The sequence below is a fragment of the Maribellus sediminis genome, assembly GCF_011799805.1.
GTDB lineage: Bacteria > Bacteroidota > Bacteroidia > Bacteroidales > Prolixibacteraceae > Draconibacterium > Draconibacterium sediminis_A.
In genome coordinates this window covers 479782-504171 of record NZ_WXUB01000003.1, presented here as the reverse complement: position 1 = coordinate 504171, position 24390 = coordinate 479782, and the positions used below count along the sequence as shown (strand labels likewise).

23 protein-coding genes are annotated in these 24390 nt (G+C 42.3%); 8 read left to right on the top strand and 15 right to left on the bottom strand.

All coding sequences use genetic code 11. The features are described 5' to 3' along the window. The 4 genes from HFD85_RS14015 (at position 1) to HFD85_RS14000 (ending at position 4971) form a co-directional block, all read left to right on the top strand. A complete protein-coding gene (locus HFD85_RS14015) occupies positions 1-1362 on the top strand; it encodes an alpha-amylase family glycosyl hydrolase (protein WP_167610955.1) in 1362 nt (453 codons plus the stop codon). Between the two features lie 313 nt (positions 1363-1675). Continuing rightward, positions 1676-3013 carry a Gfo/Idh/MocA family protein gene (locus HFD85_RS14010; protein WP_167610952.1) on the top strand — a complete coding sequence of 446 codons (1338 nt, stop codon included), beginning with the start codon at positions 1676-1678 and terminating at the stop codon, positions 3011-3013. A gap of 7 nt (positions 3014-3020) precedes the next feature. Next, the gene (locus HFD85_RS14005) at positions 3021-4082 is read left to right on the top strand and encodes a DUF6807 domain-containing protein (protein ID WP_167610949.1); all 1062 of its coding nucleotides are present in this window, start codon (positions 3021-3023) and stop codon (positions 4080-4082) included. 16 nt (positions 4083-4098) lie between these two features. Beyond that, complete coding sequence (locus tag HFD85_RS14000; protein ID WP_167610945.1) at positions 4099-4971, top strand: sugar phosphate isomerase/epimerase family protein; 873 nt, start codon at positions 4099-4101, stop codon at positions 4969-4971. A gap of 15 nt (positions 4972-4986) precedes the next feature. Here the strand turns inward: HFD85_RS14000 and HFD85_RS13995 are convergent, their stop codons facing one another. Then, positions 4987-5556: a YdeI/OmpD-associated family protein gene (locus tag HFD85_RS13995; protein WP_167610942.1), complete on the bottom strand. Its 570-nt coding sequence runs from the start codon at positions 5554-5556 to the stop codon at positions 4987-4989. A gap of 304 nt (positions 5557-5860) precedes the next feature. Between HFD85_RS13995 and HFD85_RS13990 the strand changes: the two genes are divergently transcribed. Beyond that, positions 5861-6316 (top strand): hypothetical protein, encoded by a 456-nt coding sequence (locus tag HFD85_RS13990; RefSeq protein WP_167610938.1) that lies wholly within the window; start codon positions 5861-5863, stop codon positions 6314-6316. Between the two features lie 73 nt (positions 6317-6389). Here the strand turns inward: HFD85_RS13990 and HFD85_RS13985 are convergent, their stop codons facing one another. The 6 genes from HFD85_RS13985 to HFD85_RS13960 form a co-directional block, all read right to left on the bottom strand. Continuing rightward, positions 6390-8048, bottom strand: a complete 1659-nt coding sequence (locus tag HFD85_RS13985; RefSeq protein WP_167610935.1) for a M56 family metallopeptidase — start codon at positions 8046-8048, stop codon at positions 6390-6392. Next, positions 8033-8428 carry a BlaI/MecI/CopY family transcriptional regulator gene (locus HFD85_RS13980; RefSeq protein ID WP_167610932.1) on the bottom strand — a complete coding sequence of 132 codons (396 nt, stop codon included), beginning with the start codon at positions 8426-8428 and terminating at the stop codon, positions 8033-8035. The genes HFD85_RS13985 and HFD85_RS13980 overlap by 16 nt, the downstream gene beginning before the upstream one ends. Positions 8429-8611: 183 nt before the next feature. Further along, positions 8612-9298, bottom strand: coding sequence for a hypothetical protein (locus HFD85_RS13975; protein ID WP_167610929.1), 687 nt, complete (start codon positions 9296-9298; stop codon positions 8612-8614). 222 nt (positions 9299-9520) lie between these two features. Beyond that, entirely contained in the window at positions 9521-12862 is a 3342-nt protein-coding gene (gene mfd, locus HFD85_RS13970) for a transcription-repair coupling factor (protein WP_167610926.1), read from the bottom strand. 116 nt (positions 12863-12978) lie between these two features. Further along, on the bottom strand, positions 12979-13365 hold the full coding sequence (locus HFD85_RS13965) for a hypothetical protein (RefSeq protein ID WP_167610923.1): 387 nt from the start codon (positions 13363-13365) through the stop codon (positions 12979-12981). Between the two features lie 37 nt (positions 13366-13402). Beyond that, positions 13403-13963 carry a peroxiredoxin gene (locus HFD85_RS13960; RefSeq protein WP_167610919.1) on the bottom strand — a complete coding sequence of 187 codons (561 nt, stop codon included), beginning with the start codon at positions 13961-13963 and terminating at the stop codon, positions 13403-13405. Positions 13964-14108: 145 nt separating this feature from the next. Between HFD85_RS13960 and HFD85_RS13955 the strand changes: the two genes are divergently transcribed. Continuing rightward, a complete protein-coding gene (locus tag HFD85_RS13955) occupies positions 14109-14525 on the top strand; it encodes a hypothetical protein (protein WP_167610916.1) in 417 nt (138 codons plus the stop codon). On the opposite strand, the gene HFD85_RS13950 is transcribed toward HFD85_RS13955, so the two are convergent. From HFD85_RS13950 to HFD85_RS13915, 8 genes are all read right to left on the bottom strand, one after another. After that, a complete protein-coding gene (locus HFD85_RS13950) occupies positions 14522-15259 on the bottom strand; it encodes a hypothetical protein (protein ID WP_167610913.1) in 738 nt (245 codons plus the stop codon). The genes HFD85_RS13955 and HFD85_RS13950 overlap by 4 nt on opposite strands. A gap of 84 nt (positions 15260-15343) precedes the next feature. After that, the gene (locus HFD85_RS13945) at positions 15344-16069 is read right to left on the bottom strand and encodes a hypothetical protein (protein WP_167610910.1); all 726 of its coding nucleotides are present in this window, start codon (positions 16067-16069) and stop codon (positions 15344-15346) included. A gap of 1 nt (position 16070) precedes the next feature. Next, positions 16071-16520, bottom strand: a complete 450-nt coding sequence (locus HFD85_RS13940) for a GNAT family N-acetyltransferase (protein ID WP_167610906.1) — start codon at positions 16518-16520, stop codon at positions 16071-16073. A 147-nt stretch (positions 16521-16667) separates the two neighbouring features. Continuing rightward, complete coding sequence (locus tag HFD85_RS13935) at positions 16668-17033, bottom strand: endonuclease domain-containing protein (protein WP_167610903.1); 366 nt, start codon at positions 17031-17033, stop codon at positions 16668-16670. An 83-nt stretch (positions 17034-17116) separates the two neighbouring features. After that, positions 17117-18475: a GntP family permease gene (locus HFD85_RS13930; RefSeq protein ID WP_167610900.1), complete on the bottom strand. Its 1359-nt coding sequence runs from the start codon at positions 18473-18475 to the stop codon at positions 17117-17119. A gap of 31 nt (positions 18476-18506) precedes the next feature. After that, positions 18507-19634 carry a Gfo/Idh/MocA family protein gene (locus HFD85_RS13925; protein ID WP_206081973.1) on the bottom strand — a complete coding sequence of 376 codons (1128 nt, stop codon included), beginning with the start codon at positions 19632-19634 and terminating at the stop codon, positions 18507-18509. 58 nt (positions 19635-19692) lie between these two features. Beyond that, positions 19693-20724 carry a galactitol-1-phosphate 5-dehydrogenase gene (locus HFD85_RS13920; protein WP_167610897.1) on the bottom strand — a complete coding sequence of 344 codons (1032 nt, stop codon included), beginning with the start codon at positions 20722-20724 and terminating at the stop codon, positions 19693-19695. A gap of 84 nt (positions 20725-20808) precedes the next feature. Beyond that, positions 20809-21693 (bottom strand): AraC family transcriptional regulator, encoded by an 885-nt coding sequence (locus HFD85_RS13915; RefSeq protein WP_167610894.1) that lies wholly within the window; start codon positions 21691-21693, stop codon positions 20809-20811. A gap of 133 nt (positions 21694-21826) precedes the next feature. On the opposite strand from HFD85_RS13915, the gene HFD85_RS13910 reads away from it, so the two are divergent. Further along, positions 21827-22495 (top strand): cobalamin B12-binding domain-containing protein, encoded by a 669-nt coding sequence (locus tag HFD85_RS13910; RefSeq protein WP_167610891.1) that lies wholly within the window; start codon positions 21827-21829, stop codon positions 22493-22495. A gap of 187 nt (positions 22496-22682) precedes the next feature. Further along, positions 22683-24302, top strand: coding sequence for a uroporphyrinogen decarboxylase family protein (locus HFD85_RS13905; RefSeq protein ID WP_167610888.1), 1620 nt, complete (start codon positions 22683-22685; stop codon positions 24300-24302). Positions 24303-24390 lie beyond the last annotated feature (88 nt).

The following is a 24390-nucleotide window of genomic DNA, read 5'->3' as shown; positions in this document are numbered from 1 at the left end:
ATGAAACAATATTATTCCATCTTAATTGTACTGGCTTTTGTAGTGGGAGCCTGTTCAAATTCAACCCAAAAAACAACGGCACCCGTTGTCGATGAAAATCCACTGGCCTGGAGCGACGATGCCGTAATGTACGAGGTTAACGTGCGGCAATTCACCCCCGAAGGAACGTTTAATGCATTCGCCACGCATCTTCCACGCCTGCAAGAACTGGGGGTTGAAATTCTTTGGTTTATGCCTATTCATCCTATTGGAAAAGAGAATCGTAAAGGAACGCTGGGTTCGTATTATTCCATTCAGGATTATAAAGCAGTGAATCCCGAATTCGGGACATTTGAAGATTTTAAATCGTTGGTAAAACAGGCGCACGAGATGGGATATAAAGTGCTGATCGATTGTGTGGCCAACCATACTTCGTGGGACAATGTTTGGATGAGCGAACACAAAGACTGGTACACCCTGGATTCGCTGGGCAATGTACTACCTCCAAATCCCGATTGGAGTGATGTGGCCGATTTGAATTACGACAATGAGGAAATGCGGGCTGCCATGATCGATGCCATGGAATATTGGGTAGCCGAAGCCGACATTGATGGTTACCGCTGCGACTATGCCGGTGGTGTTCCAACAGATTTCTGGGAAGAAGCACGTGCTTCACTCGACGAAATAAAACCGGTTTTTATGCAGGCCGAAGATCAGGATCACCTCGATTTGCTGAACATGGCTTTTGATTGCAACTACGGTTGGACCATGCACCACTATATGAACGAAATTTACAGTGGTGAAAAATCGGTGGATGATATTAAAACTTACTTTGCACAGGTTGATTCCACTTATCCGTTCGGAACGTATCCGCTGCAGTTTACCTCCAATCACGACGAAAACAGCTGGAACGGAACGGCCTACGAACGTTTGGGCGATGCTGTAAAAACTTTTGCGGTACTTTCGTTTACCATTCCCGGAATGCCGTTGGTTTACAGTGGTCAGGAAGCCGGTCTGGATAAAAGGCTTGAATTTTTTGAAAAAGACGAAATCGATTGGAACCGCGATCCTTCGATGACCGAACTTTATAAGCAACTCATCGATCTGAAGCAGGAAAATCCTGCACTCTGGAATGGTGAAGCCGGTGGCGAAATCGAATTCCTTGAAACTTCTGCTCCTGAAAAACTGCTTGCATTCACACGCGAAAAAGAAGGAAATTCGGTACTTGTTGTTATGAACCTTTCAGCAGAGCCATTAGCTGGTACAGTTGAAAGCGAAGCAGGTGTCTATTCCTCGTATTTTGCTGGTGGTGAAATTACGCTGGATGCCAATGCCAACTTCACTTTGGATCCATGGGATTACAAAATTCTGATAAAAAACTAAAATTTTTATAATCGGTCTAAACCTTTTTTAAAGAACATTTGTTTTACTATCACGAGAATACAATCTCGCCATCATAAGATGGTTTGGTTTTTGGTTTAGTTTAGGTTTAGGTTGATTTGAGAAAAGGTTGGTAGCTTTACCGACCTTTCTTTTTTTCTGAAAGTCAATAGAAATTCAACAGTAAATTACGGTCAAATTTTGCATCCCCAAATGCTTAATGACATATCCATTTCCAACAGAAATAAAGTAAATCTCATTATTTTTAGTTGTTCGTTAGCGTTAACGGCGTATTTATAACTTAAGCCAACTAAAAATGAAAGAATCAAGGAGATCATTTATTAAAAAAACCACTGTTGCAGGTTCGGCAGCTATTGTAGCTCCTACCTTAATTTCGGCCAATGTTTTTGGAGCAAACGACCGAATTAATGCGGCTGTACTTGGCCTTAACGGTCGCGGGAAAGCCCATGTTTCAGGACTGATGAATCAGGAAAATGTGCAGGTAACAACTTTGTGCGATCCTGACATGAATGTTCTGCAAGAGCGTCAAAAAGCTTTTAAAGAGAAATACAACAAAGATGTTAGTCTTGTACAGGATTTGCGTCGGGTTTTCGATGATAAAGATATAGATGTGGTAAGCATTGCCACACCAAATCACTGGCATGCTCTATCAGTTATTTGGGCTTGCCAGGCAGGTAAGGATTGTTATGTGGAAAAACCGGGTTCGCATAATATTTGGGAGGGCCGGAAAATGGTTGAGGCGGTGCATAAATACGACCGCATTGTGCAGCATGGTGTTCAGCTTAGAAGTTCGCCGGCTGTTAATCAGGCTATACAGTTATTGCGCGAAGGATATATTGGGAGGGTGTATATGTCACGCGGGCTGGTATTTCGCTGGAGGCCGGATATAGGCGACCAGGGATTTTCGCCCGTTCCTGATGGTTTGGATTACAACCTTTGGACCGGTCCGGCGCCAATGCGGCCGTTTACCAGAAATTTGGTACACTATAACTGGCATTGGCATTGGGACTATGGAAACGGTGATGTGGGCAACCAGGGAATTCACGAAACCGACCTTTGTATGTGGGGACTGGATGTTGGCCTGCCTACAAAGATCACATCGATGGGCGGTAAATTTTTATGGGACGATTGCAAAGAGGTACCTGAAGTTTTAACATCGGTTTATCATTATCCCGAAGAAAATAAAATTATTCAATTTGAAGTACGTCCGTGGTGTACGAATTCCGAAGAAGGTGCTGAAGTTGGAAACATTTTCTATGGCGATAAAGGTATATTGGTGGTTGATGGATACGATAAATTTAAAACCTATCTTGGTCAAAATCGCGAACCCGGTATTTCGGGAGACGATGGTGGTATAGCAGCCTCAGGAATTGACAGGGGAGCAGGTGGTACCGATGGCCACTTTGCAAACTTTATTCAAGCAGTAAGAGAACATGATGCCAGTATTTTAAATGCCCCTGTTGAAACCGCACATTTGTCATCAGGACTGGCACATCTTGGAAATATTGCCTATCGGATGGGTAAGGTGTTAACCTTTAATCCGCAGGCAGAGCATTTTGTTAACGATCCGGAAGCTGACGAAATGCTTAGCCGTAATTATCGTGAAGGATTCGAAGTTCCAAACATAGTATAGATAAATAATGAAGACTTACTTTAGAATAAAAATCCGACAAATACTGTTTTTGTTCGGAACAGCAGTTTTGTTCTTCCTTATAAGTAGTTGCAATAGTCAGCCAACCATTCAATTGAATGTTGACAATGCAGCTAAGAAGGTGGATGTGAATATTGATGGGACATTGTTTACTACATATATCTATCCGGATAACATTATGAAACCTGTTTTATGGCCGGTTATGTCGCCTGCAGGGAACATGCTTACCCGGAGTTATCCCTTAATAAATAAGGAAGGCGATCGTACGGATCATCCTCACCACGTAGGTGTTTGGCTGAATTATGGCAATGTTAACGGACTCGATTTCTGGAACAACTCGGAAGCTATTCCGGCTGAGAACAGAAGTAGTTACGGCCGAATTTTTCAAAAGGCAATAAAAAGTGCAAAAAGCGAAAAAGATAAAGCGATTTTGGAAACCGAAGCCGAATGGAAGTCTCCAGATAATCAGGTTTTACTCGATGATTATACAAGCTTTACATTTCGAGTGAAAGGCAATTTGCGTATTATCGATAGGACAACAACTTTAAAAGCACAGGTTGACGAGGTTAAATTCACCGACAATAAAGAGGGAATGTTTGCTATTCGTGTGGCGCGAGAACTGGAACTCCCAACCAATAGTCCGACAAAACTGCTTGATTCGCATGGAGTGGTAACCGAAGTCCAGAATATGGATAACACTGATATAACAGGGAATTATCGAAGTTCAGAAGGTGTTGAGGGTAAGGAAGTTTGGGGAACCCGAGGCCGTTGGATGAAGTTGTCGGGCACGATAAATGGAGAACCTGTTGCCCTGGTAATTATTGACCATCCCGAAAATGTAGGATACCCAACCTGTTGGCATGCCCGTGATTATGGCTTATTTGCTGCTAATCCACTCGGACAAAAAGTGTTTTCGAATGGTGAAAAGGAGCTTAATTTCAGCCTGAAAAAAGGAGAATCGGTTACCTTTAAGTACAGGCTGGTTGTTGCCGGCGAGGATTTAAACGACGATCAGATTAATGAGCTTGCCGATACCTTTGCAGGCATGTAACTTATAGAAAAGCCTTATGAATCAGTCAAGAAGAAAATTTATACAGAATAGTTTACTTGCAGGAACGGGATTAACTCTTGTTAATCCTGTTTCGGTACTTGCTGCCAGCAAAAAATCAAAAATGAAACTCGGTTTGGTAACCTACCAATGGGGAAAAGACTGGGATTTGCCAACCCTAATTGCAAATTGCGAAAAGACAGGTTTTATGGGGGTTGAACTTCGTACGGAACATGCCCACGGAGTTGAAACAGCGTTGAGCCAGAATGAGCGGCGTGAAGTTAAAAAACGGTTTGCCGACAGTCCGGTTACTTGTGTTGGCTACGGATCAAACTTCGATTATCACCACGTTGATCAGAACCTTGTAAAAAAGAATATTCAGGATACAATTGAATACCTGAAATTATGCGCCGATATTGGTGCCACCGGTGTAAAAGTGAAACCAAACGGTATTCCAACCGAAGTACCACGAGAAAAAACCATTTCACAAATTGCAGCCGCTTTAAACGAGTGCGGTAAAGCTGCGAAAGATTTGGGGCAGGTAATTCGCGTAGAAGTGCATGGTAATGTTTCGCAGGAGATACCAAACATGAAAGCCATTTTTGAACAGGTAACCGAGAAAAGTGTAAAAATGTGCTGGAATTGTAACGAGCAGGATTTACTGCCACCGGGTTTGGAAGCCAATTTTAATTCGGTGAAAAAGTACTTTGGCGATACTGTGCATATTCGTGAGCTAAATGTGGGCAACTATCCTTATCAGCAACTGATGAATTTGTTTGTTGAAATGAAGTACGATGGCTGGATTTTGCTGGAAGCCCGCACCTCACCGGCCGACCGCATTGCTGCCATGAAAGAGCAACTGGATATTTTTAATGAGATGATCTCCGGGTAAACTGTAGTAACCTGCTTATTTTAACCCTAGTTTTTGTCCTGATTCCAAAAGCCGGATCGCTTTCCGGGTTCTTTTTTGTTTGGTCTCGGTACGTTTTGCCATTTTTATCCACATCAGGTATTCTTTCTGATGTCGTTCGTTTAAACCCTGATAGTACGCTGATGCATTCGGATTGTTTTTCAGCGCTTCTTCAAATTCAGGCGGTAACGAAAGATCTATTTCAGGCCGGGCAATCACCTTGTCCCAGTTGCCGTTTAGTTTGGCGGCTTCCACCAGTTTTAGTCCTGCGGCTTGCATTCTGCCGGCTTTCGTCAGCTCGGCAATGCGCTTTTTGTTCGATTCCGACCATTGGCTTTTCGCATTTCGCGGCGTGAATTTACGGGCATAACATTCATCGTCGATGCGCTTTACCAAACCGTCGATCCATCCATAACAAAGCGCTGTTTTCACCGAGTCTTCATAAGCGATGCTTGGCTTGCCGGTGTGTTTCTTGTAATATACCAGCCATAGTTCGGTCTCTTTATCCTGGTTTTCCTGCAACCAGTTTTCCCATTCGCTATCGGTTTCAAAATATTTGGTATGCATACGTATGAAAATGATTGTTCAAATTAAGAAAAATATTCATGCATATCGGACTTTCACCGGTTGACTTCAGTTCACCCGGTGAATTATAAAATATTTAGTATGGGTTTTGTAAATTGCACTAAATCTGTTTTGTATGAATTTTGAATCCAATCACATTTACCATATTTATAATCGCGGAAACAATTCATAAAACATCTTTTTCAAGCGAGATAATTATCTTTTCTTCCTAAAAAAGATCAGAACCAGAATATTGCCATTCGCAGATATCCTAGCTTGGTGTCTGATGCCAAATCATTTTCATTTAATGATTTATGTAATACGTGCGGAATTGGAGTTCGATCCTGTTCCGGGAGAAAGTAAAGATAAATATGGAGTGAAATGGGGGACAAAAGGAAATACGAAAAATGATCTTAGCCACTCGATTGGAATAATGCTTCGCTCATACACACGCGCAATAAATAATCAGGAAAGCAGGACAGGATCGCTCTTTCAAATGTCTACAAAAGCCAAATGTTTGACGGATAATTCTCAGATTAGTCCGGCTTGGTTTTCTTCAAGTTTTGGAACACTTATAAATGTTGAGGATCCATTGAGAAGTTATCCAAAAGTATGTTTTGATTTTATTCATTCAAATCCGGTATACGGAAGATTGGTTAAGCAACCTGAAGATTGGGAATTTTCTTCATATCGTGATGTAATAGGATTAAGAAAAGGTAGTTTGTTAAATTTAAATTGTATTCAGGAATTTGGTTTGGTTTAAATGAAATTCACCCGGTGATCCGTCAGCTGACGGAAATCAACGGGTGAAATAGGTTATACGATAGTTTTCTGTTTTATTTAAATTCCACAGGTAGCAGGTATTTTACCGAAACAGCTTTGCCACGTTGTTTCCCCGGTGTCCATTCGGGCATACTGTTCGCGATGACATAAGCTCCTTTTGCGGCACCGTCGTTGTCTTGTTCAACCACTTTAATGTCGCTGACTTTCCCTTCAGCGTCTACTGTGAAGGCCACTTTTGCTTTCCCTTTTACTCCTTTTCCCTGGGCAATTTTCTGTTGCATTTTCGCGATATAATCCTGCATGGTCTCATAACCTCCGGGATATTTTGGCATATCCTCAACAATGTAGAACATTTCCTTTTCTCCGCTAACCGGTGGTGGCGGTGGTGGTGGAACGTCTCCATTTGTTGCATTTGCAGCTTTCTTTGCAGGAGGTGGTGGCGGCGGTGGTGGAACCAATTGTTCCCCCGAGTACGATTTATTGTAAAGCAACTGTACGGCATCTTCCATTTTGAAGGTATACTTTGTTTTGTCCACACCAGAACCTGATGCTGTAAGCGTATTCACAATGGTTTGCATGCCGACGAATGAAACTACAACTTCGGTACTTAAACTTCCATCAGTTTTTACTATAGGATTTTCATCAACCAGGGTAAATGTTCCATCCCGATCAGAAACGGTGCCGGTACTTGTACCTTTTATTACAATTGAGGCACCCGGAATTACTTCTCCCGTTTCTTTCGAAACAACTTTCCCGTGAATTGTCATTTTTTCATTTTTATCGGGCAAGTTCACTGCCGACTCCGCCACTGCGGAACTCGATTCTTTAAGCTGATATTCCGGTTCAGCAAAAGCATACAACAACAGCGCAAGTACGGGCAGTGCCCACATAAATTTCAGGCCCAGCAAGCGGGGCGTTTTCTTTTTCGTCATCATTTTTAATCGATTTGTGCTGAGTGCAAAATTCAGGTTGTTGGTAATTCCAATAATCTGCATGCCCATCAGCTGGTTTACTAATAAAGCCTGGTAGCGAGCCACAGTGTGTCCCTGCGCAAGAACACCTTTGTCGGCCAGGTACTCGTGGTTTTGTTTGATTGATCGTTCAAAGAGCCAAATAAATGGATTGAACCAAAAGATGACTGTTAACAGTTCTATTATAAGCAGGTCGAACCAGTGATTCTCACGAATGTGCACTTTTTCGTGAGCCAGAATTTCCGGCAGGTCGTCCTGTGTGTGAAATTTCGGATTGATAAATATGATATTAAAGAAGGAAAAGGGGAGGCCGTATTTTTCGTTCTCGATGATGCGAACACCGTTTAATGATTTAATGTGGTGTTTTATCATAAGGTGAATTAATACGAAGGTCTGAATAAGCAGCCGTAGCAGAAAGATGGCCGCACCGGTAACATATACCAGCAGGAGCGCTTGTTTCCATCCGATTGAAGATGTGGTTTCAGCAGTGTCTGTAAAAACGGGAATGTTTTTAAAGGAGTCTGAAATGGTTTTTAAGCCATTACTTGTTGAATTCGGTTCAACAAGAACGCTGTAATGCAGCGGAATGGCCGGTAACAGAATGGCCAAACCAAGTGAGCCAATCAGAAACCACCGATTGGCCGTATGAAAAGTTTCGTGCCTCAGGAAGAACCAGAACACCATGTAAAACAAGGCGATTCCTCCTGATGCATTTAACAGGTAAATTAAAAACGTTTCCATGGCTTTTGTTCTTTAGTCCGCTTCAGTTCTGCCTCGGTAATTTTCAGGATTTCCTCCAGCTCTTCTACACTCAGGTTGTTCTCGCGGGCAAAAAAGGTTGCCATTTTAGGGAACGAACCATTAAAATAGTTCTTCACCAGCGAGGTGAACTGGAAACCTGTATATTCCTTTTTACTTACAATTGGCGAAAAAAGATTTACATTTCCCACTTTTCGGCTTTTTACAAAATCTTTTTTCTCGAGTACCTTTAAAACAGTGGCAACGGTGGTGTACGCCGGACGAGGTTCGTCAAACTGATCCACTACATCTTTTGCAACGCCTTCATTCAGTTCCCAAAGAATTTGCATGATTTGCTCTTCAGCTTTAGTTAATTGTTTCATTATTTATTTTTCTTTACCGGTTTTTGAAAATTCTATTCTAAACTAACTACTACAAATGTAGTACGAATATTTTAGAATTCAATCTATTTTAATAAAATAAATACTATAAAAATAGTAAATGGTTTAATGGCATAAAAAAACCGCCTGAAAATAAGGCGGTTTGATGGTATGTATTTTATTTTTTTACCAAACTATTTCAGTTGAAGAAATGGATATTTCCTCAATATTACGCAATGGATCATCTGCGGAACCTGCTTCAAATGAAAATGCGAATACCTCAATCTTGTAAGTTTTGCCGGTCTCGGCCTGGGTTGGCAAAAATTCGTAAATCTTGTTGTTTTTGCCAAGTAAGTCGCCACTAAATATCTGGTCATAATTTTCATCCACCATTCTTACGCGATATGCACCTGCTTCGCTTATTAACTGCCATTCAATGTGCACTGTTCCGTTATTAACAGATACTGTATCGATGCTTACGAAATCGAGGTCGTTATAAGCTGCATTTTCGTTGAAAACATGTTCAATATCTTCGTTTACTACCGTAAAATCGAACAAGCCAAGTTCAGGTACCTGAACAGAAAAATCACCAATGGAAGGTTCTTGATAGTAGGTTTGTTTGTTCCCAAGTTCTGATTCCAGCGTTAAAGTACCTCCCTCCGGAAGTGAAACCACGGCCGAGGTCATTGGGTGGTTGGCATATGCAGCGTAACTCCGGGCATAACGCGTCTCATCCTGAAGCTTTCTCTTTATAACCATAACATCTCCAACGCCGGTAAAAGCTGCGGTTTCTGTATCGTCACCACATGATGCAAGTCCTGCTGCTACAACAAACAGGATAAATAATTTTCCAATTTTCTGAATTGTAATCATTTGATTGAGTTTAAATTCCGTTACTAAAATAAGTAAGATTTACATACTTTCTCTCTCTTTATAAACTATTGATGGCAAAAATTAGTATTGGTTGCGTGTGTATCCAAAATAAAATGAAGTTAAACACTTTTCCAAAGCGGTAACTTTTTTTTTGGCTAACTTAAGAGAAGGGAGAATCGAATTCAATCCGGGTGACAGACTTCGTTCTTAATCTCAGAAAGCTTATGCATTAACGTCTTCGATAATTTCTTTGAGGATATAATCGGCCGTTTCAATGTTTGGAACATTGGCGAAGGTCAAGGTGAGTTTCCCGTTTGATTCCTTCATTTTACCTTTGGTTTTGCCTTTTTGAATGTACTGAACAACTTTCAAAAACAATTCCGACTGGTAGAATGCCGATCGCTGGTCGGAAACAAAGTAGCAGATCATTTTCCGGTTTTTCAGAATGATCCGTTCCATGCTTAAATCGATGGCTTTCCAGCGAAGTGGCAGCACTTCAAGCAGTTCGCGGCTTTCGTTTGGTAAAGTTCCAAACCGGTCTTCCAACCCTTTCTGAAATGCGTCCAGTTCCTGCTGATTTTCAATGTTGTCCAGTTCGCGATACAACATCATGCGTTCCGAGTTGCCGGGAATGTAATCAGTAGGGAAAAGCAATTCCATGTCGGTGTCGATGGTGCAGTCGTTCACGTATTTAATGTTCAGGAAAGCCTGCGATTGCTGCTGGTCTTCTTCTTCGAACAGGTCCTTAAATTCATCCTGTTTCAACTCCTGGATGGCTTCATTCAAAATGCGATGATAGGTCTCGAAACCGATGTCGGCAATAAAACCACTCTGCTCTGCTCCAAGCATGTTTCCGGCACCTCGAATATCAAGGTCCTGCATGGCAATGTTAAAACCGCTGCCCAGTTCCGAAAATTGCTCGATGGCCTGTATCCGTCTTCTTGATTCGGCGCTAAGCGACGAAAGTGGTGGCGTGATGAGGTAACAAAAGGCTTTTTTATTAGAGCGGCCAACACGTCCGCGCAACTGGTGCAGGTCGCTCAGTCCGAAATTTTGAGCCTGGTTAATAATAATGGTATTGGCATTTGGTATGTCAAGTCCCGATTCAATGATGGTAGTGGCAATCAGTACATCGAACTTTCCGTTTATGAAATCGAGCATTACTTTTTCCAGTTTCGGGCCTTCCATTTGTCCGTGACCAACTACTGTTTTTACGCCCGGAACTATGCGTTTTATGGTGTCTTCAACCTCATATATATTTTGAATCCGGTTGTGGATAATGAAAACTTGCCCATTTCGGTCCATCTCGTAAAGGATGGCTTCTTTAATGATTTGTTCATTAAAACCGTGTGCTTCGGTAACAATCGGGTAACGGTTGGGCGGCGGAGTCTGAATAATCGACAGATCGCGGGCACCCATCAGCGAGAATTGCAGTGTTCGCGGTATTGGTGTAGCCGTTAGTGTCAGCGTATCCACATTTACCTTGAACTGTTTGAGTTTTTCCTTTACCGACACGCCAAATTTTTGTTCTTCGTCGATGATCAGCAGGCCGATATCTTTAAACTTTACGTCTTTGCTCACCAGTCGATGTGTACCGATGATTATGTCAACCTTGCCTTCAGCAACTTCACGAAGCGTTTGTTTTACTTCAGCAGTCGATTTCAGGCGGCTGACATATTCGATCCGAACCGGGAAATCGGCAAGTCGTTCAGAAAATGTTTTATAGTGTTGAAGTGCTAAAATGGTCGTCGGAACGAGAACAGCCACCTGTTTGCTGTCGGCTACAGCTTTAAATGCCGCCCTGATCGCAATCTCGGTTTTTCCAAAACCCACATCGCCGCACACCAGGCGGTCCATCGGCATAGTGCGTTCCATGTCGCTTTTTACCGCAATGGTTGCTTTTTCCTGGTCCGGTGTATCTTCGTAAATAAACGAGGCTTCCAGCTCGGTTTGCAGGTACGAATCGTGTGAAAAGGCATAACCTTTTTCGGCCCGGCGTTTGGCGTAAAGCGCAATCAGTTCTTTGGCAATGTCTTTTACCTTCGACTTGGTGCGGTTTTTCATTTTTTGCCAAGCACCGGTCCCCAGTTTATTGATGTTTGGTTCGCTGCCGTCTTTTCCCTTGTATTTCGAAATGCGGTGCAACGAGTGGATGCTTACCAGTAACGAGTCGTTATCGCGGTAAACCAGCCGAATGGCTTCCTGCATTTTCCCGTTGACTTCGGTTCTGGTCAAACCGGCAAATTTTCCAATTCCATGATCGATGTGCACCACGTAATCGCCCGGATGCAATTTGTTCAGCTCTTTTAACGAAATGGCCTCGCGTTGCGCTTTCCGGCTCTTTAATTTGAAGCGATGGTAGCGCTCAAAAATCTGATGGTCGGTATAAACACAAACTTTTGTTTCGTGGTCGATAAATCCCTCGTGCAAAATAAAGTTCACCGGAGTGAATTTCACATTTACGTTGGTATCTTTAAAAATCGACTGCAGGCGTTCGATCTGTTTTTCCTGGTTGGAAAGAATCAGAAGCTCGTAACCGTTTTTTTGATGTTCCTTCAGATTTTCGGCCAGCAAATCGAAATTCTTATTGAAAACCGGTTGCGGCGAACATGAAAATTCCAGGCGTTCGGTGGGCTCAAAAGCCAGGTCGAAGCCAAAATCAATAAAACTCGAGCCCTTAAATTGCTGCTGAAGTTCGGCGGCGGTTACCATCTGGTCAGCAATATTTTCTTCTTCGCGGGCAAGCAGGGTTTGCCGGTGAATTTCAGAAATCCGGTCGATAAACTGGTTCAGGTTGTTGCCGAACCAAATGCTGTTTTCGCCGATAAACTCAGCCAGTGAAATCCGTTGTCCTTCCACATTTTCGGCCTGAATATTTGGGATAATGGTAATGGTTTTCAGCTGTGATTTCGACAACTGGTTTTCGATGTCGAAACTGCGAATCGAGTCGATTTCATTCCCGAAGAAATCAATTCGATAAGGATCTTCATGTGAGAAGGAAAAAACATCGACAATGCTCCCTCTTACCGAAAACTGACCGGGTTCGTACACAAAATCTACACGTTCGAAACCGTATTCGTATAAAAATTCGTTGATGAATTCGATGGAAATTTTATCGCCGGTTTTTACCTGGAGTGTGTTACTTTCGAGGCTGTCGTTCGAAATTACTTTTTCAATCAACGCTTCGGGGTAGCTGACAATCAGGTAGGATTTATCCGCTTTCGAAAGCATGTTCAGCACTTCCGTGCGCTGTACCACATTTTCCTGCTCCGGTTGATCGTACTGGATCGAACGTTTATACGAAGCGGGGAAAAACAATGTATCCTCGTCAAATCCAAGGTTGTTCAGATCATCGTAAAAATAGGCTGCTTCCTCGCGGTCGTTCAGCAATACGACAAAGTTTTTGACTGTGTTTTTAAAAAGCTGTGCGAGTAAAATGGTTTTGGATGAGCCAATAAGCCCGTGCAGGTGAAGCTTTTCACCCGGGGGGGCAGTGAGTTTCTGCGCTACCTTATCGAATCCGGTGTGCCCCTCGAAATATTTCAGAAACGTAGTGGTTTCCAAATATCAGAATTTTGCGCAAAGATAGGTTTTTTGAAACATTGAAAACTCAGAAACAAAATAAACGCCTCACATATTAACTGTGAAGCGTTTATTTCTATCAAAAAAATGATAGTTAGTTATAGTGAATGATACACTAATTTTAAGTTTCCATTATTAGTCAGCACTGCATATTGTCCATCCAATGTCTCTGGCTCTCCATCACCATCAAAATCAAAAGTAACCGATTTTACAGTAAAACGAACACTTGGGTTCGCTAGAACCATAATATCATTGTCTGACAATCTGAATGTCACAGTGCGAAGTATTTTTCCGATATTATTAACTTTAATAAGTTCAACACCTATTAATTCGTAGTTGAAAATTTCACCTGTTGTTCGATTGGTAACTTTAACGTTGAATACATAGTTTTCTTCGATAATTTTCTCAACCTGGGCAAAACTTTTAGGAACGGACAAAATCATCATCAAAAGGACCAGCAGTCCAATAATTCTTATTTTTTTCATAATGAGTAATTTAACGGGTTTGTAAATCAACTGCAAATTAAGAATTGTTTTTGATAAATTCCAAAATTTGCTTGGTGTCCTTCGACACATCCACTTCGGTGTTCTTGTATACAATGTTCCCGTTCTTATCAATAATAAATGTCCAGCGACTTGTTGTAACGCCACGTGTCAGGTCGAAATTCTGCCCATCGATTTCTTTGGTAATGGTACCGCCATCGCGGGTGGGGACGCCAAATTTTTTGGCAATTTCGCCCTGTTCGTCCGAGAGTAAAGGGAAATTCAGGTTGTTGGCTTTTTTGAAAAGTTTCAAGCCTTCAACATTATCGCCACTCACTCCAACCACAACAGCGTCGGCACTATTTATCTCGCTTTTCATGTCGCGGTAAGCACAAGCTTGTGCGGTACAACCACCGGTCATTGCTGCCGGATAAAAATAAACAACAATGAATTTCTTGCCCAGGTAATCTTTTGCCTTCCAGGTTGAACCATCGTCGGATTTTGCAGAAAATGCCGGTGCCTTATCACCTACTTTAAGTTCCTGTGCGAAGCTGATATTGAATGTGGCGAATGCAATAATAAAAGCGAATAAAGTTTTCATATGAATTGTAATTAATTTCGTTTGCATAGGAGACAATCAAAGTTCGATTTTGTTTAATCCAAAGCACAATTCTGCTTATCTTCTTTTCAACATAAAACGTTTTAAATCAGAATGAAAATGACTAAATTTAGAGAAATCATTGAAAATGGGGCATGCCTACTCATACCGTTGTGATCATTGCGGATATTCTGAAAATTTTAACCAGGGACATGGTTTTCTTGTGCACTCGCAGTCGCTAAATGCCTACCTGAAACAACCGGTCAAGATTTTTCACTATAAAACACGCAATTTGTTGCAAGCGCTTGCAAATGAAAAAAACGATCTCTTTTTGAAAGCCGGATTTCAAATTTATAAATGCCCGAAGTGCAAAACGCTGCACGATAAAATTGAAGTGACGGTTTTTGATGGTGATAAAATTGTGCACAAAAGCGAGTTCAGGTGTCCGGCTTGCCGGTCGCGACTAAAACTCACCAACATACACCGACTGAAAAAGGCCATCTGTCCGAAGTGTAAAAAACGCACTTTTCACAGGGCTTATTCCAGTGCCTTATTGTGGGACTAGAATTTTCTTTCGCATTCTTTTTTATACGCGGCAAAGGTGCTGTTGCCCGGATATTTTTCCGTAAGAATTTTATAGTGTTTTAGCCCTGTTTCAGGGTGATTCTCAACTTTTTGATACATGCGTGCCAGAAAGAAACGCGCAATGGTGTTGAGCATTTCATTTTCGTCGTCGGCAAATTCTTCCATGCGATTTAACTGCTTTAGCCGTTCTTCCGAGTTGATCTGGTTCGACAAAAAATTTACCTCTTCAATGTATTGAAACATTGTGATGTAGGTTTCAAGTAACTTTTGTTCGTCGCCGGATTCTGTCAAAGTTTTGAGATCAACTTCAGCAATAAGTTGTCGCATTTCAGAACGCGTCGATAGCATTCCAACCAGGTTCAGTTTCTTTTTCTCGTAACGCAGTTGATACGATTTTGTAAGCAGGCGATTGATTTTTTGCCGATTGCTGGTAGTCGCTTCATTGTTCAATTTATTAAGCAAATCTTCAAGTTCCCGGGTATTTTGTTTTGAGTTTGTTGTCCGGTATTTCCACCAGTGCAGATCGAGGTTTAACAGGAGGTAGTAAAAATCATTCAGATCGTTTTTTTGAAGTTCAAGTTCCTGCTCGGCCTCCTGCAAATTTTCCTGGTAAATCAGAACAAAAACATTGTTTGCAACGCTGTCGGTTTTTCCTGCGAAACTTTGCAGTTGAAAGCTTAAAAACACAATTAAAAGTAAAACTGATTTTATCATTTCAGCCGGATTTCTGTACAAATTACATGCTTTCGCTGAAGTTTCCAAGAGCCTGGCGGCGTCATCGTTTTCAGAAACAGACTGCTAATCGCATTCCTGAAGGTATTCACTGAATTTATGGTTTGAAGGATAAGTTTTGACGAGCCATGCAAAATGTACCTTAGCTTTATCGGGGCTCTTTTCGTATTTCAAATGAATTTTCGCGACAAAGTAGCTACTAAGCGTTTGAACAATTATTTGGTTCGAATAGCTCAGTTTTTCCATAATTTGAATGGCCTCGTCCATATTCGCCTGTTTATCGTTCACCCAAAATGGTTTCAGGTAATTATCGAAATACACGATCAGCGCATTGTACAAACTGAAAAGTTCCTGTTGGTCGGGCGAAAGTGAGCCGGCTTTCGATTTTAGTTCATCAAAAAGTTCAACTGTTTTTTTTCGGGTTGAAATGGCGTTGATGAACTGAAATCGTTTGAGCTGGTAGCGTAAGCGGTATGAAAGAGTTATCAGTTGAATGATCTTTTCTTCATCGGAAGCCGCATTTTCAGGATTGTACTTTTCAAGCACAGATTCAAAATCCTCATAATTTGGTGTGTCGGGTCCGGTTACATTTTTCCAGTAACTGCCGTCGATATCCAGAACCGCAAAATAGATAAGGTTGATGTGAGACTGTTTCTGTTGTAAAAGTGTTTGTGCTGAATCGTATTTCTGATTGTAATTCAGCCTGAAAATAGTTTCTGCAATCGTATTTTGAGCACTGGAAATGCCGGATAAACGGGAAAGAAATAATAAGATGCTTAGGAGATGTCGCATGTTATTTTTTGTATTCAAGTATCATTCCAAAATGCGGAATTCCGTCTTCGAGGTATTCTTCGGTGATGACGACAAAACCAAGATCCTCGTAAAATTTCTGCAGGTACTTTTGGGCGCTGATTTTGATTTTATCAGCTTTCCATTCTTTCAAAATGTATGCTTTGGCTTCCTCCATCATCTGAATGCCCAGACCGGTTCCACGCTCCGACTCTTTTACAACAACCCGCCCAATGGAACAATCGTTAAATCGCGAGCCCGGTTTTAGAAGCCGTGAACAGGCAACCATAACGCCGTCTTTACGCAGAAACTGGTGAATCGCTTCTTTGTCGTGACTGTCCAGATCGTTGTAAACACAGTTTTGCTCCACTACAAAAACTTCAGAACGAAGCTGTAACAGGTCGTAAAGTTCATCGGCGGTCAGCTCAGAGAAATGTTTGAATTCGAATTTCATGTCTCGAAGTTAGAAATTTAGGTAATACTTGATTTATGAGAATTGAATCGGATTCAATTTTTATACAATTTGTGTCAATGCGCCGGCGTTACTTTATTCCGTTTTCCCTTGTAAGGGAAAATGTCGACAGACAAAAGGGTAGAGGGATTAATCATTAAAAACCGAACTAATTTGTTGGAGTACCTTTTCCATGTTATTCAGGTCCTCGTTTTTAAACCTCAGTATTTTTATGCCCATGCCTTTCAAAATTTCATCCCGTCTTTCATCTCTTTTTTTATTGAATTCGTGTATTTTTCCATCCAGTTCAATTGCCAGATTTTCCTTGAAACAATAAAAATCAGGAACATAGAAAAAATGTTCATCTCCTGCAGAATCGTAAATGATGGCATGTTGACGTAAAAATTTCCTCCCCTTTAATTGCTTTCTCCTTAAATATTTCCAAAGTTTTTGTTCTTCCGGAGTAGCCTCATGCCTTAATCGTTGTGTTGTTCTTTTAATGTGTTCGTAGCGCATTTTCGTAGTTTTGGTTTACCCCTCACCCTATCGGGAGCTCCCCTTAAAAAGGGAGCGCTTCCTGATCAGCTCTTTATATGGATTTAAACGAATAAACTTGCAAGCAAGGTAAAAGCCAGTCCGCAAACTGCGATAATCGATTCCATGACGGTCCACGATTGTAAAGTTTGTTTTTCGTTCATTCCAAAATATTTACCCACCAGCCAGAATCCGCTGTCGTTAACATGCGACAGCAAAGTAGCACCTGACGCAATAGAAAGAACCACCAACGCTCTTTGTGGATCGTTCAATCCTAATTCGTTAATCACCGGTGCGATAATTCCGGCGGCTGTGATCATTGCCACGGTTGCCGAGCCTTGTGTAACGCGAACTATTGCTGCAAGAATCCAGGCCAATGCGATAGGTGGCAAGGCGGAATTTGCCATCGATTCGGCCATCATTTTACCGATCCCCGAATCCACCAATATCTGTTTGAGAACTCCTCCAGCACCGGTAATTAAAATGATAATTCCTGCCGGACCGAGTGCTTTGGTGCTCAGATCGAGTATGGTTTGTTTGGGCATCCCTCTTTTTACACATAAAACATAAATGGCAATCAAAGTGGCAATGATTAACGCCGTAAACGGATGCCCGATAAATTCAACACCGTCCGTCAGCATCGATTTCTCGATCACTCCTTTTTCAACCAGAAGACCTGATAAGGTATTCAGTAAAATTAATACGAGTGGAATTGAAATAATCAGAGCCACAACCCGAAACGAAGGCAGATCTTTCTCTTTTTTTGTTTCGTCGAAGGAATTTAAAAATTCAGCCGGTGGCAAAATGTGAATTTTCTTTGAAATGTATTTACCCCAAAAGGGACCGGCAATGACGGCCGTCGGAAATCCCAGTATAACACCAAAGAATATGACCCAGCCCAACTGTGCGTTCAGAATATCAGAAACGGCAACCGGTCCGGGAGTGGGCGGAATAAAACTGTGGGTAACCGCAAGCCCGGCTAAAAGCGGGATGCCGTAATACAGCAGCGATTTTCCGGTGTCTTTGGATAAGGCATAAATAATAGGCACCAGAATGATAAAGCCAACATCAAGAAAAACCGGAATAGCGACGATAAAACCGGTAATCACCATGGCCCAGGTGGCTTTTTCTTTTCCAAACTTTTTCACGAGTGAATGAGCAAGTGACAAGGCTCCTCCCGAGCTTTCAAGCATTTGGCCAAAAATAGCACCAAGTCCAACAACTGTGGCGACAAAACCCAGCGTGCTTCCCATTCCGTCCTGAATGCTCTGAAGGATATTTTTCACTGGCATGCCGGTCAGAATTCCAACATAGATAGAGATGATTAGCAGGGTGATAAAAGCGCTTATTTTTAGTTTGAGCACCATGAAAAGTAACAGTGCAACCGCCGAAGTGACCAAAAAAAAGATAAAAAATGTTGACATCGTTTTTAGGTTTAGTCTGTGTATAAAATAGTTAGATCAGCCGGCCGTCCATATCATTTCTATCTGTTTCTGGCTGAAGCGGAAATTTTACTGGCTGATTGTCGCGTGTTGAGCGGTAAATAGCCGTAAACAACTCAACGGTTTTTCGCCCTTCTTCACCGGTTACCAAAGGATCTGTATTGTTCCTTAATGCCGCCAGGAAATCTTCAATTTGTTTTTGCATGTAATAAACCATTGGATCGACAGATTGGAAAAATGCGGCGTCTTCTTTTTTCCATTGTTCGAGGTATTGTTCTTCGCCGGGAACAGTCCAGATATCGTTTACCGGAGGCTCCAGAATTCCCGACATCCCGGCAATGAACATGGCTCCGCCATCGGTTTGAACACCTACTGAAGCGCCGTTATCTCCATGAATGTGTACTTTCCCGTAAATTCCGGGTTTAGTTGAATTGCTTACGATAATGTTGCCGATCCCGCCATTTTTGAATTTTATGATGGCCAATGCCGTGTCTTCCACCTCAATATACGGGTGATTCAGGTTTTTCCAGACGCCATAAACTTCATCGATTTCGCCCATGTACCAGAGCAGGATATCCAGCTGATGCGGCGCCTGGTTGACCAAAACTCCGCCACCTTCCATAAGCCAGGTGCCCCGCCAGGCGTCTGCGTCGTAATAAGCTTTGTCGCGCCAGCCAAGGATGTTAACGGTTCCAAAAACCGGTTTACCGATTTTGCCGTCTTCGATTGCATTTTTAATCCTTTTAACCGGTTCGTACCAACGTCGCTGACTAATAACTCCGAGTTTAACACCGTGCTTTTTGCATGCGCTTATCATTTCGTCGGAATCAGCAAGCGTTGAAGCAAGCGGTTTTTCAACCAAAACGTTTGCTCCGGCCTTGGCGGCTTCCAGCGTCGGGCCAAGATGAAAAGGATGAGGCGTACAAACGATAACCAGATCTATTTTCTTTTCGGAAACAAGTTTTGAGATGTCAGTAAAGGCTTCAACACCGTATTCTGAAGCGAAGTTTTTCGCCGTTTCAAGTGTTCGGCTCCAAACTCCTGACAACTGAGCGTTAGGTATATTCTGAATGGCTTTTGCGTGCAGGTGAGCAACTTTGCCGCAACCCAGAATGGCAATATTGTAGAGTTCGTTTTTCAAGTTGATTTGAGTTTTATGGTTTATTTTGATGAGGCATTTTCGAAAGGTTTATAAGCTTTTATGGAACAAGAATAACTTTCTTTAAACCGGGTTCTTTATTATACAACCTTTTGAACCAATAAGCACCCTCGGAAAGTGGAGCAACAGCTGAAATCATATCATGCACCTGAATTTTTCCGGCTGCAATCAGTTGAAGCACGGTTTCGTATTCTCCCCGGATGGCACAACTTCCCAACACTTTTATTTCGCGGGTAACCACACTTTGAAGCGGAAAATCGATGTTTGGCGAGAGGTTTCCAACCAATACCACTTTTCCTCCTTTTCTGACGATTTCGATTGCATTGTTTACTGTCAGTCCGATTCCAACAGCTTCAAAAACATGGTCTACTCCACGATTATTTGTGCGGGCTAAAACTTCCTTTATAAGTTCATCCTTATTTGAATTCAAAATCACTTCGGCACCAAATTTTCTCGCCATTTCCAGTTTTGAATCTTCAATGTCGATAGCAAAAAGTGGCGAGGGATTTGAAAGCGCCAAAAGTTGAACAAGAAACAAACCGATCATTCCGGTACCAATAACCGCAGCACTTTCTCCCAACTGTATTCCCGACTGATTAATGGCATGAAGTGCAACAGCAGCAGGTTCCACCATAGCCGCCTGTTCAAAACTGACATTGTCAGGTAGTTTGTACAGAATGTGTTCCGGAACTGTTACATATTCAGCAAAAGCACCGTGCTTTTTGTAAGTTCCGGGCGACACTCCAAGTACCTGCCGGTTCTCGCTTAAATTGTAATGGCCATTCAAGGTGAACCAGTCGTTTAGCGGGTAAATCGTTGAATCGAACGTTACCCTGTCGCCAATATTCCACCCCGAAACTTCGCTTCCAAGAGCCGTGATAATGCCGGAAGCTTCGTGCCCCATTATAATCGGAGGAATTCTTCTTCCGGTACTTCCGTCCATTCCGTGTACATCGGAGCCGCAAATTCCGCAAGCCTTTACTTTCACGAGTACTTCATTTTTTGCGGGAACAGGTTCCTCAACATCTTTGAAGACCAGCTCATTGTAGTTCTCCAATACCAGTGCTTTCATAGTTCAGTTTTGATAATTGGAATTAAATATAGATATATGCGTGGACGTTAGCAAGTTAATAAGAGAACTCGTTTTTTGAGCCGCTTAAACGGAGTATTTTTTACGCCCTTCAGGCACTCTGTTCCGGTATTGCCGTGGCGACATTCCCATTTTCTTTTTAAAATCCTTGGTGAAGTAATACGGATCGGTGTAGCCCAGGTTGAATGAAATTTCCTTCACTTTCATGTTGGTATAATCGAGAAATTCGCAGGCCTTTAAAATTTTCAGGTGCGAAAAATAAGAAATGGGCGAGTAGTTGGTTTCCTTGCGGAATAGCGTACTGAGGTAAGTGGGAGAATAGCCCACTTCTTCAGATAGTTTGTTAAGCGTTAGCTTTTTGTGGAGGTTTTTGCCGAGGTAGTTTATGGCCCGCCGAACAACCGGACTCGACTCTTCTTCAATATCTTCTACGGTGCGGTTGGCATAAATAAAGGTTGCCAGCAGATGTCCGAAACACAGGTTTACATACTCAAGGTTCTCGTCGTGAAAGCCTTTCGAAAGATTGTTGAAAATCTCATCGAACAGCATTTCGCGGTTGGCCACCATGTTATTCACCGACGGTATCAGGTTCCTGACCAGGGCAAATTCTTTTCCCAGTTGTTGCGCTTTTTTACCATCGAAAGCAGCCAGCAAAAATCGCGAATCCACATTGAGCACCGAATAAAACTTAAAAGCTTCTTTTTTGGGAATAATAAAGAACTGCTCGCCCGAAACCGGTGTTTGTTCTTTCCCGATCTGTACAATTCCGCTACCTTTTGTGCAATACGCAAGCAGGTAGGCGTTTGTCGTTATTTCTGAATTCCAGATGCTACCACTGCTCACCTCAATTTCGCCAATTTCAGTCAGGTAAAGATCGCCCGTAATCTTGTTTATTTTCTGATCTTCGACCAAAGCATGTGGCAAGCAGTAATATTTTAGTTCTCGAATCATGGACAAAATTGTGATTCAGAATCGAATAAAGTAATATTTTCCATCTTTATCAAAGAAAATACTATTTTTTCAGATTCAATTCGCCAATAATTTTGACGGCAGCATGTAACTGAATGATTTTCAAAAAAACACTATGAGCGAAATTTTAAAGCAGATTTCGGATTGTATCGAATTCGGAAAGATCAATAAGGCGGCACCGTTTCCGCCTCAAATGAAGGGTCAGGACGGAGCGGATGAACTTACTCGTCAAGCCCTCGATGAAGGCGTTCCGGCCCAGGATATTCTTTCAAAAGCATTAATGATTGGAATGGAAAAGGTGGGGATCAAATTCCGTGAGAACAAGGTTTTTGTACCACAGGTTTTAATGTCGGCCAAAGCTATGAGCACTGCGATGGTTCATCTCAAGCCTTTCTTCCTGTCAGGAGCTGTTAAGCAAAAAGGAACCTTCATTATCGGAACAGTTGAGGGCGACCTTCACGATATCGGCAAAAACCTGGTAACCATGATGGTGGAAGGAAATGGCTGGGAAGTGATCGACCTGGGAACCGATGTAAAAGCTGAAACTTTTGTAGCTGCCATGCGTGAGCATGAAAATGCTTTTGTTGGTCTTTCGGCCTTGCTGACGACTACCATGGCCAGTATGGAGAAAATCACAAAGGTGATTCGTGCAGAAATTCCAAATGCAAAAATAGCGGTTGGCGGTGCACCTGTTACACAGGAATTCTGCGATAAAATTGGTGCCGACGCGTATTCACCCGATCCGCAGGGTTTGGTAGAATACCTGAATTCGCAGGTGGCTTAGTTGGAAGTGAGACAAAAGTGCTGAGTAGTGTGATTTTTTTAGCCGCTACTTTGTGCTGACCTTATTCAGAGAATAAAACAATAATTTATTCAATTTGAGTTGATTGGAAAACCAGGTTTTCTGAAAAGGGAGAATTGCATGCTAAAAGATCTCAGTACTCAAATCGAAAAATCTCAATACCATTAAAATGAAAGGACTGGAACTCATAAAAAAAGCATTTCAACTTGAGGAAGTGGAACGGGTGCCGTGGGTGCCGTTTGTTGGCGTTCATGGAGGGTTTCTTACCGGAGTTGATGCGGAAACTTACCTGAAGTCGGCCGACGAAATTGTAAAAGGTGTTCGTAAAGCCATTGAAGAATACAATCCCGACGGTGTTCCTGTGGTTTTTGATTTGCAGGTAGAAGCCGAAATTCTGGGCTGTGAAGTGCAGTGGGCGGCACATAATCCGCCGGCAGTGGTTTCTCACCCGCTGGCGAATGGCACGGCTTTAACCGACTTGAAAGTTCCGGATAAAGCGGCCGGAAGAATCCCTGTGATTCTGGAAGCCACTGAAAAATTGCGTGCACAATATCCCGATCTCGCGTTGTACGGATTAATTACCGGACCCTTTACTTTGGCGCTTCACTTGCTTGGAACCGATGTATTTATGAAACTGTTCGAGGCACCCGATGAAGTGAACGAGGTGATGGATTTTTGTACGCAGGTAGGTATAAAAATGTCGGAATACCTGATCGATGCAGGTTGCGATATTATTGCTGTGGTCGATCCGATGACGAGCCAGATTGATCCAATGTCCTTCGAAATGTTTGTAACACCTTTCGCCACACGAATTTTCGACTATGTGCGCGAGCGCGATAAACTGAGTTCCTTTTTTGTTTGTGGCCATGCGCAGCAAAACATCGAAGCCATGTGCAATTGCAAACCTGACAATGTTTCGATCGACGAAAATATTCCACTCGACTTTGTAAAAGAAGTCGCTCTGAAAAAAGGTATCAGCTTTGGCGGAAACCTTAAACTGACGGTTGTGCTTTTGATGGGCGACGAAAACGACGTACGCGAACATGCCATTGAATGCCTCGACCAGGGCGGAAAGAGAGGATTTATCCTGGCGCCAGGGTGCGATCTGCCAATGGAAACACCACCGGAGAATCTGAAAGCTGTTACCGAATTGGTACACGACCAGTACAAGCAGGATGTGGTGCGTGCTATGGATAAAAAAGAAAGCTCGCTCGAAGTTTTCAATATGAAAGATTACGGGCAAGCCGATAAAGTGATCGTGGATGTGATCACCCTCGATTCCGAGTCGTGCGCACCCTGCCAGTACATGGTTGAAGCCGTTAAAAAAGTGGCCCCGCAATTCGAAGGCGTGGTGGAATGGCGCGAACATGCCATTAAAAAAATGGAGGCGGTAACGTTTATGTCGTCGCTGATGGTTAAGAATATTCCAACCATTTGTATTGACGGAAAAATTGCTTTTGTATCGCAAATTCCGCCAAAAGGTGAATTGATTGCAGCCATTCAAAAACGGATCAACGAAAAACTGAAGCTAAAGATCAAGCAAAAGAAAAGCGAAATTCTTTTGTTGTGCGATGAAAATGAAGACTGCAAAGGCATCAAGGAAAATATTCATAGGGCCATTACTGAACTGGGTAAAGATGTGGATGTAAAAGTCATTTCAGATAAAGCGCAAATGGCCAATTTTGGAGTGGCGCAGGGGCCGGCAATCGTAACCGTAAAATACAAAGTAAAATCGGAAGCCACAGAACCGTCGCTCGATGTGATTAAAGAATGGATCAAGGAATTATAATTGTATTCTTAACTTTGTGTGACTTTGCGTAAAACTTGGTCAGCTTTGTGGTTGATTTTAACCACGAAGTCACTCCAAGTTTTCTCGA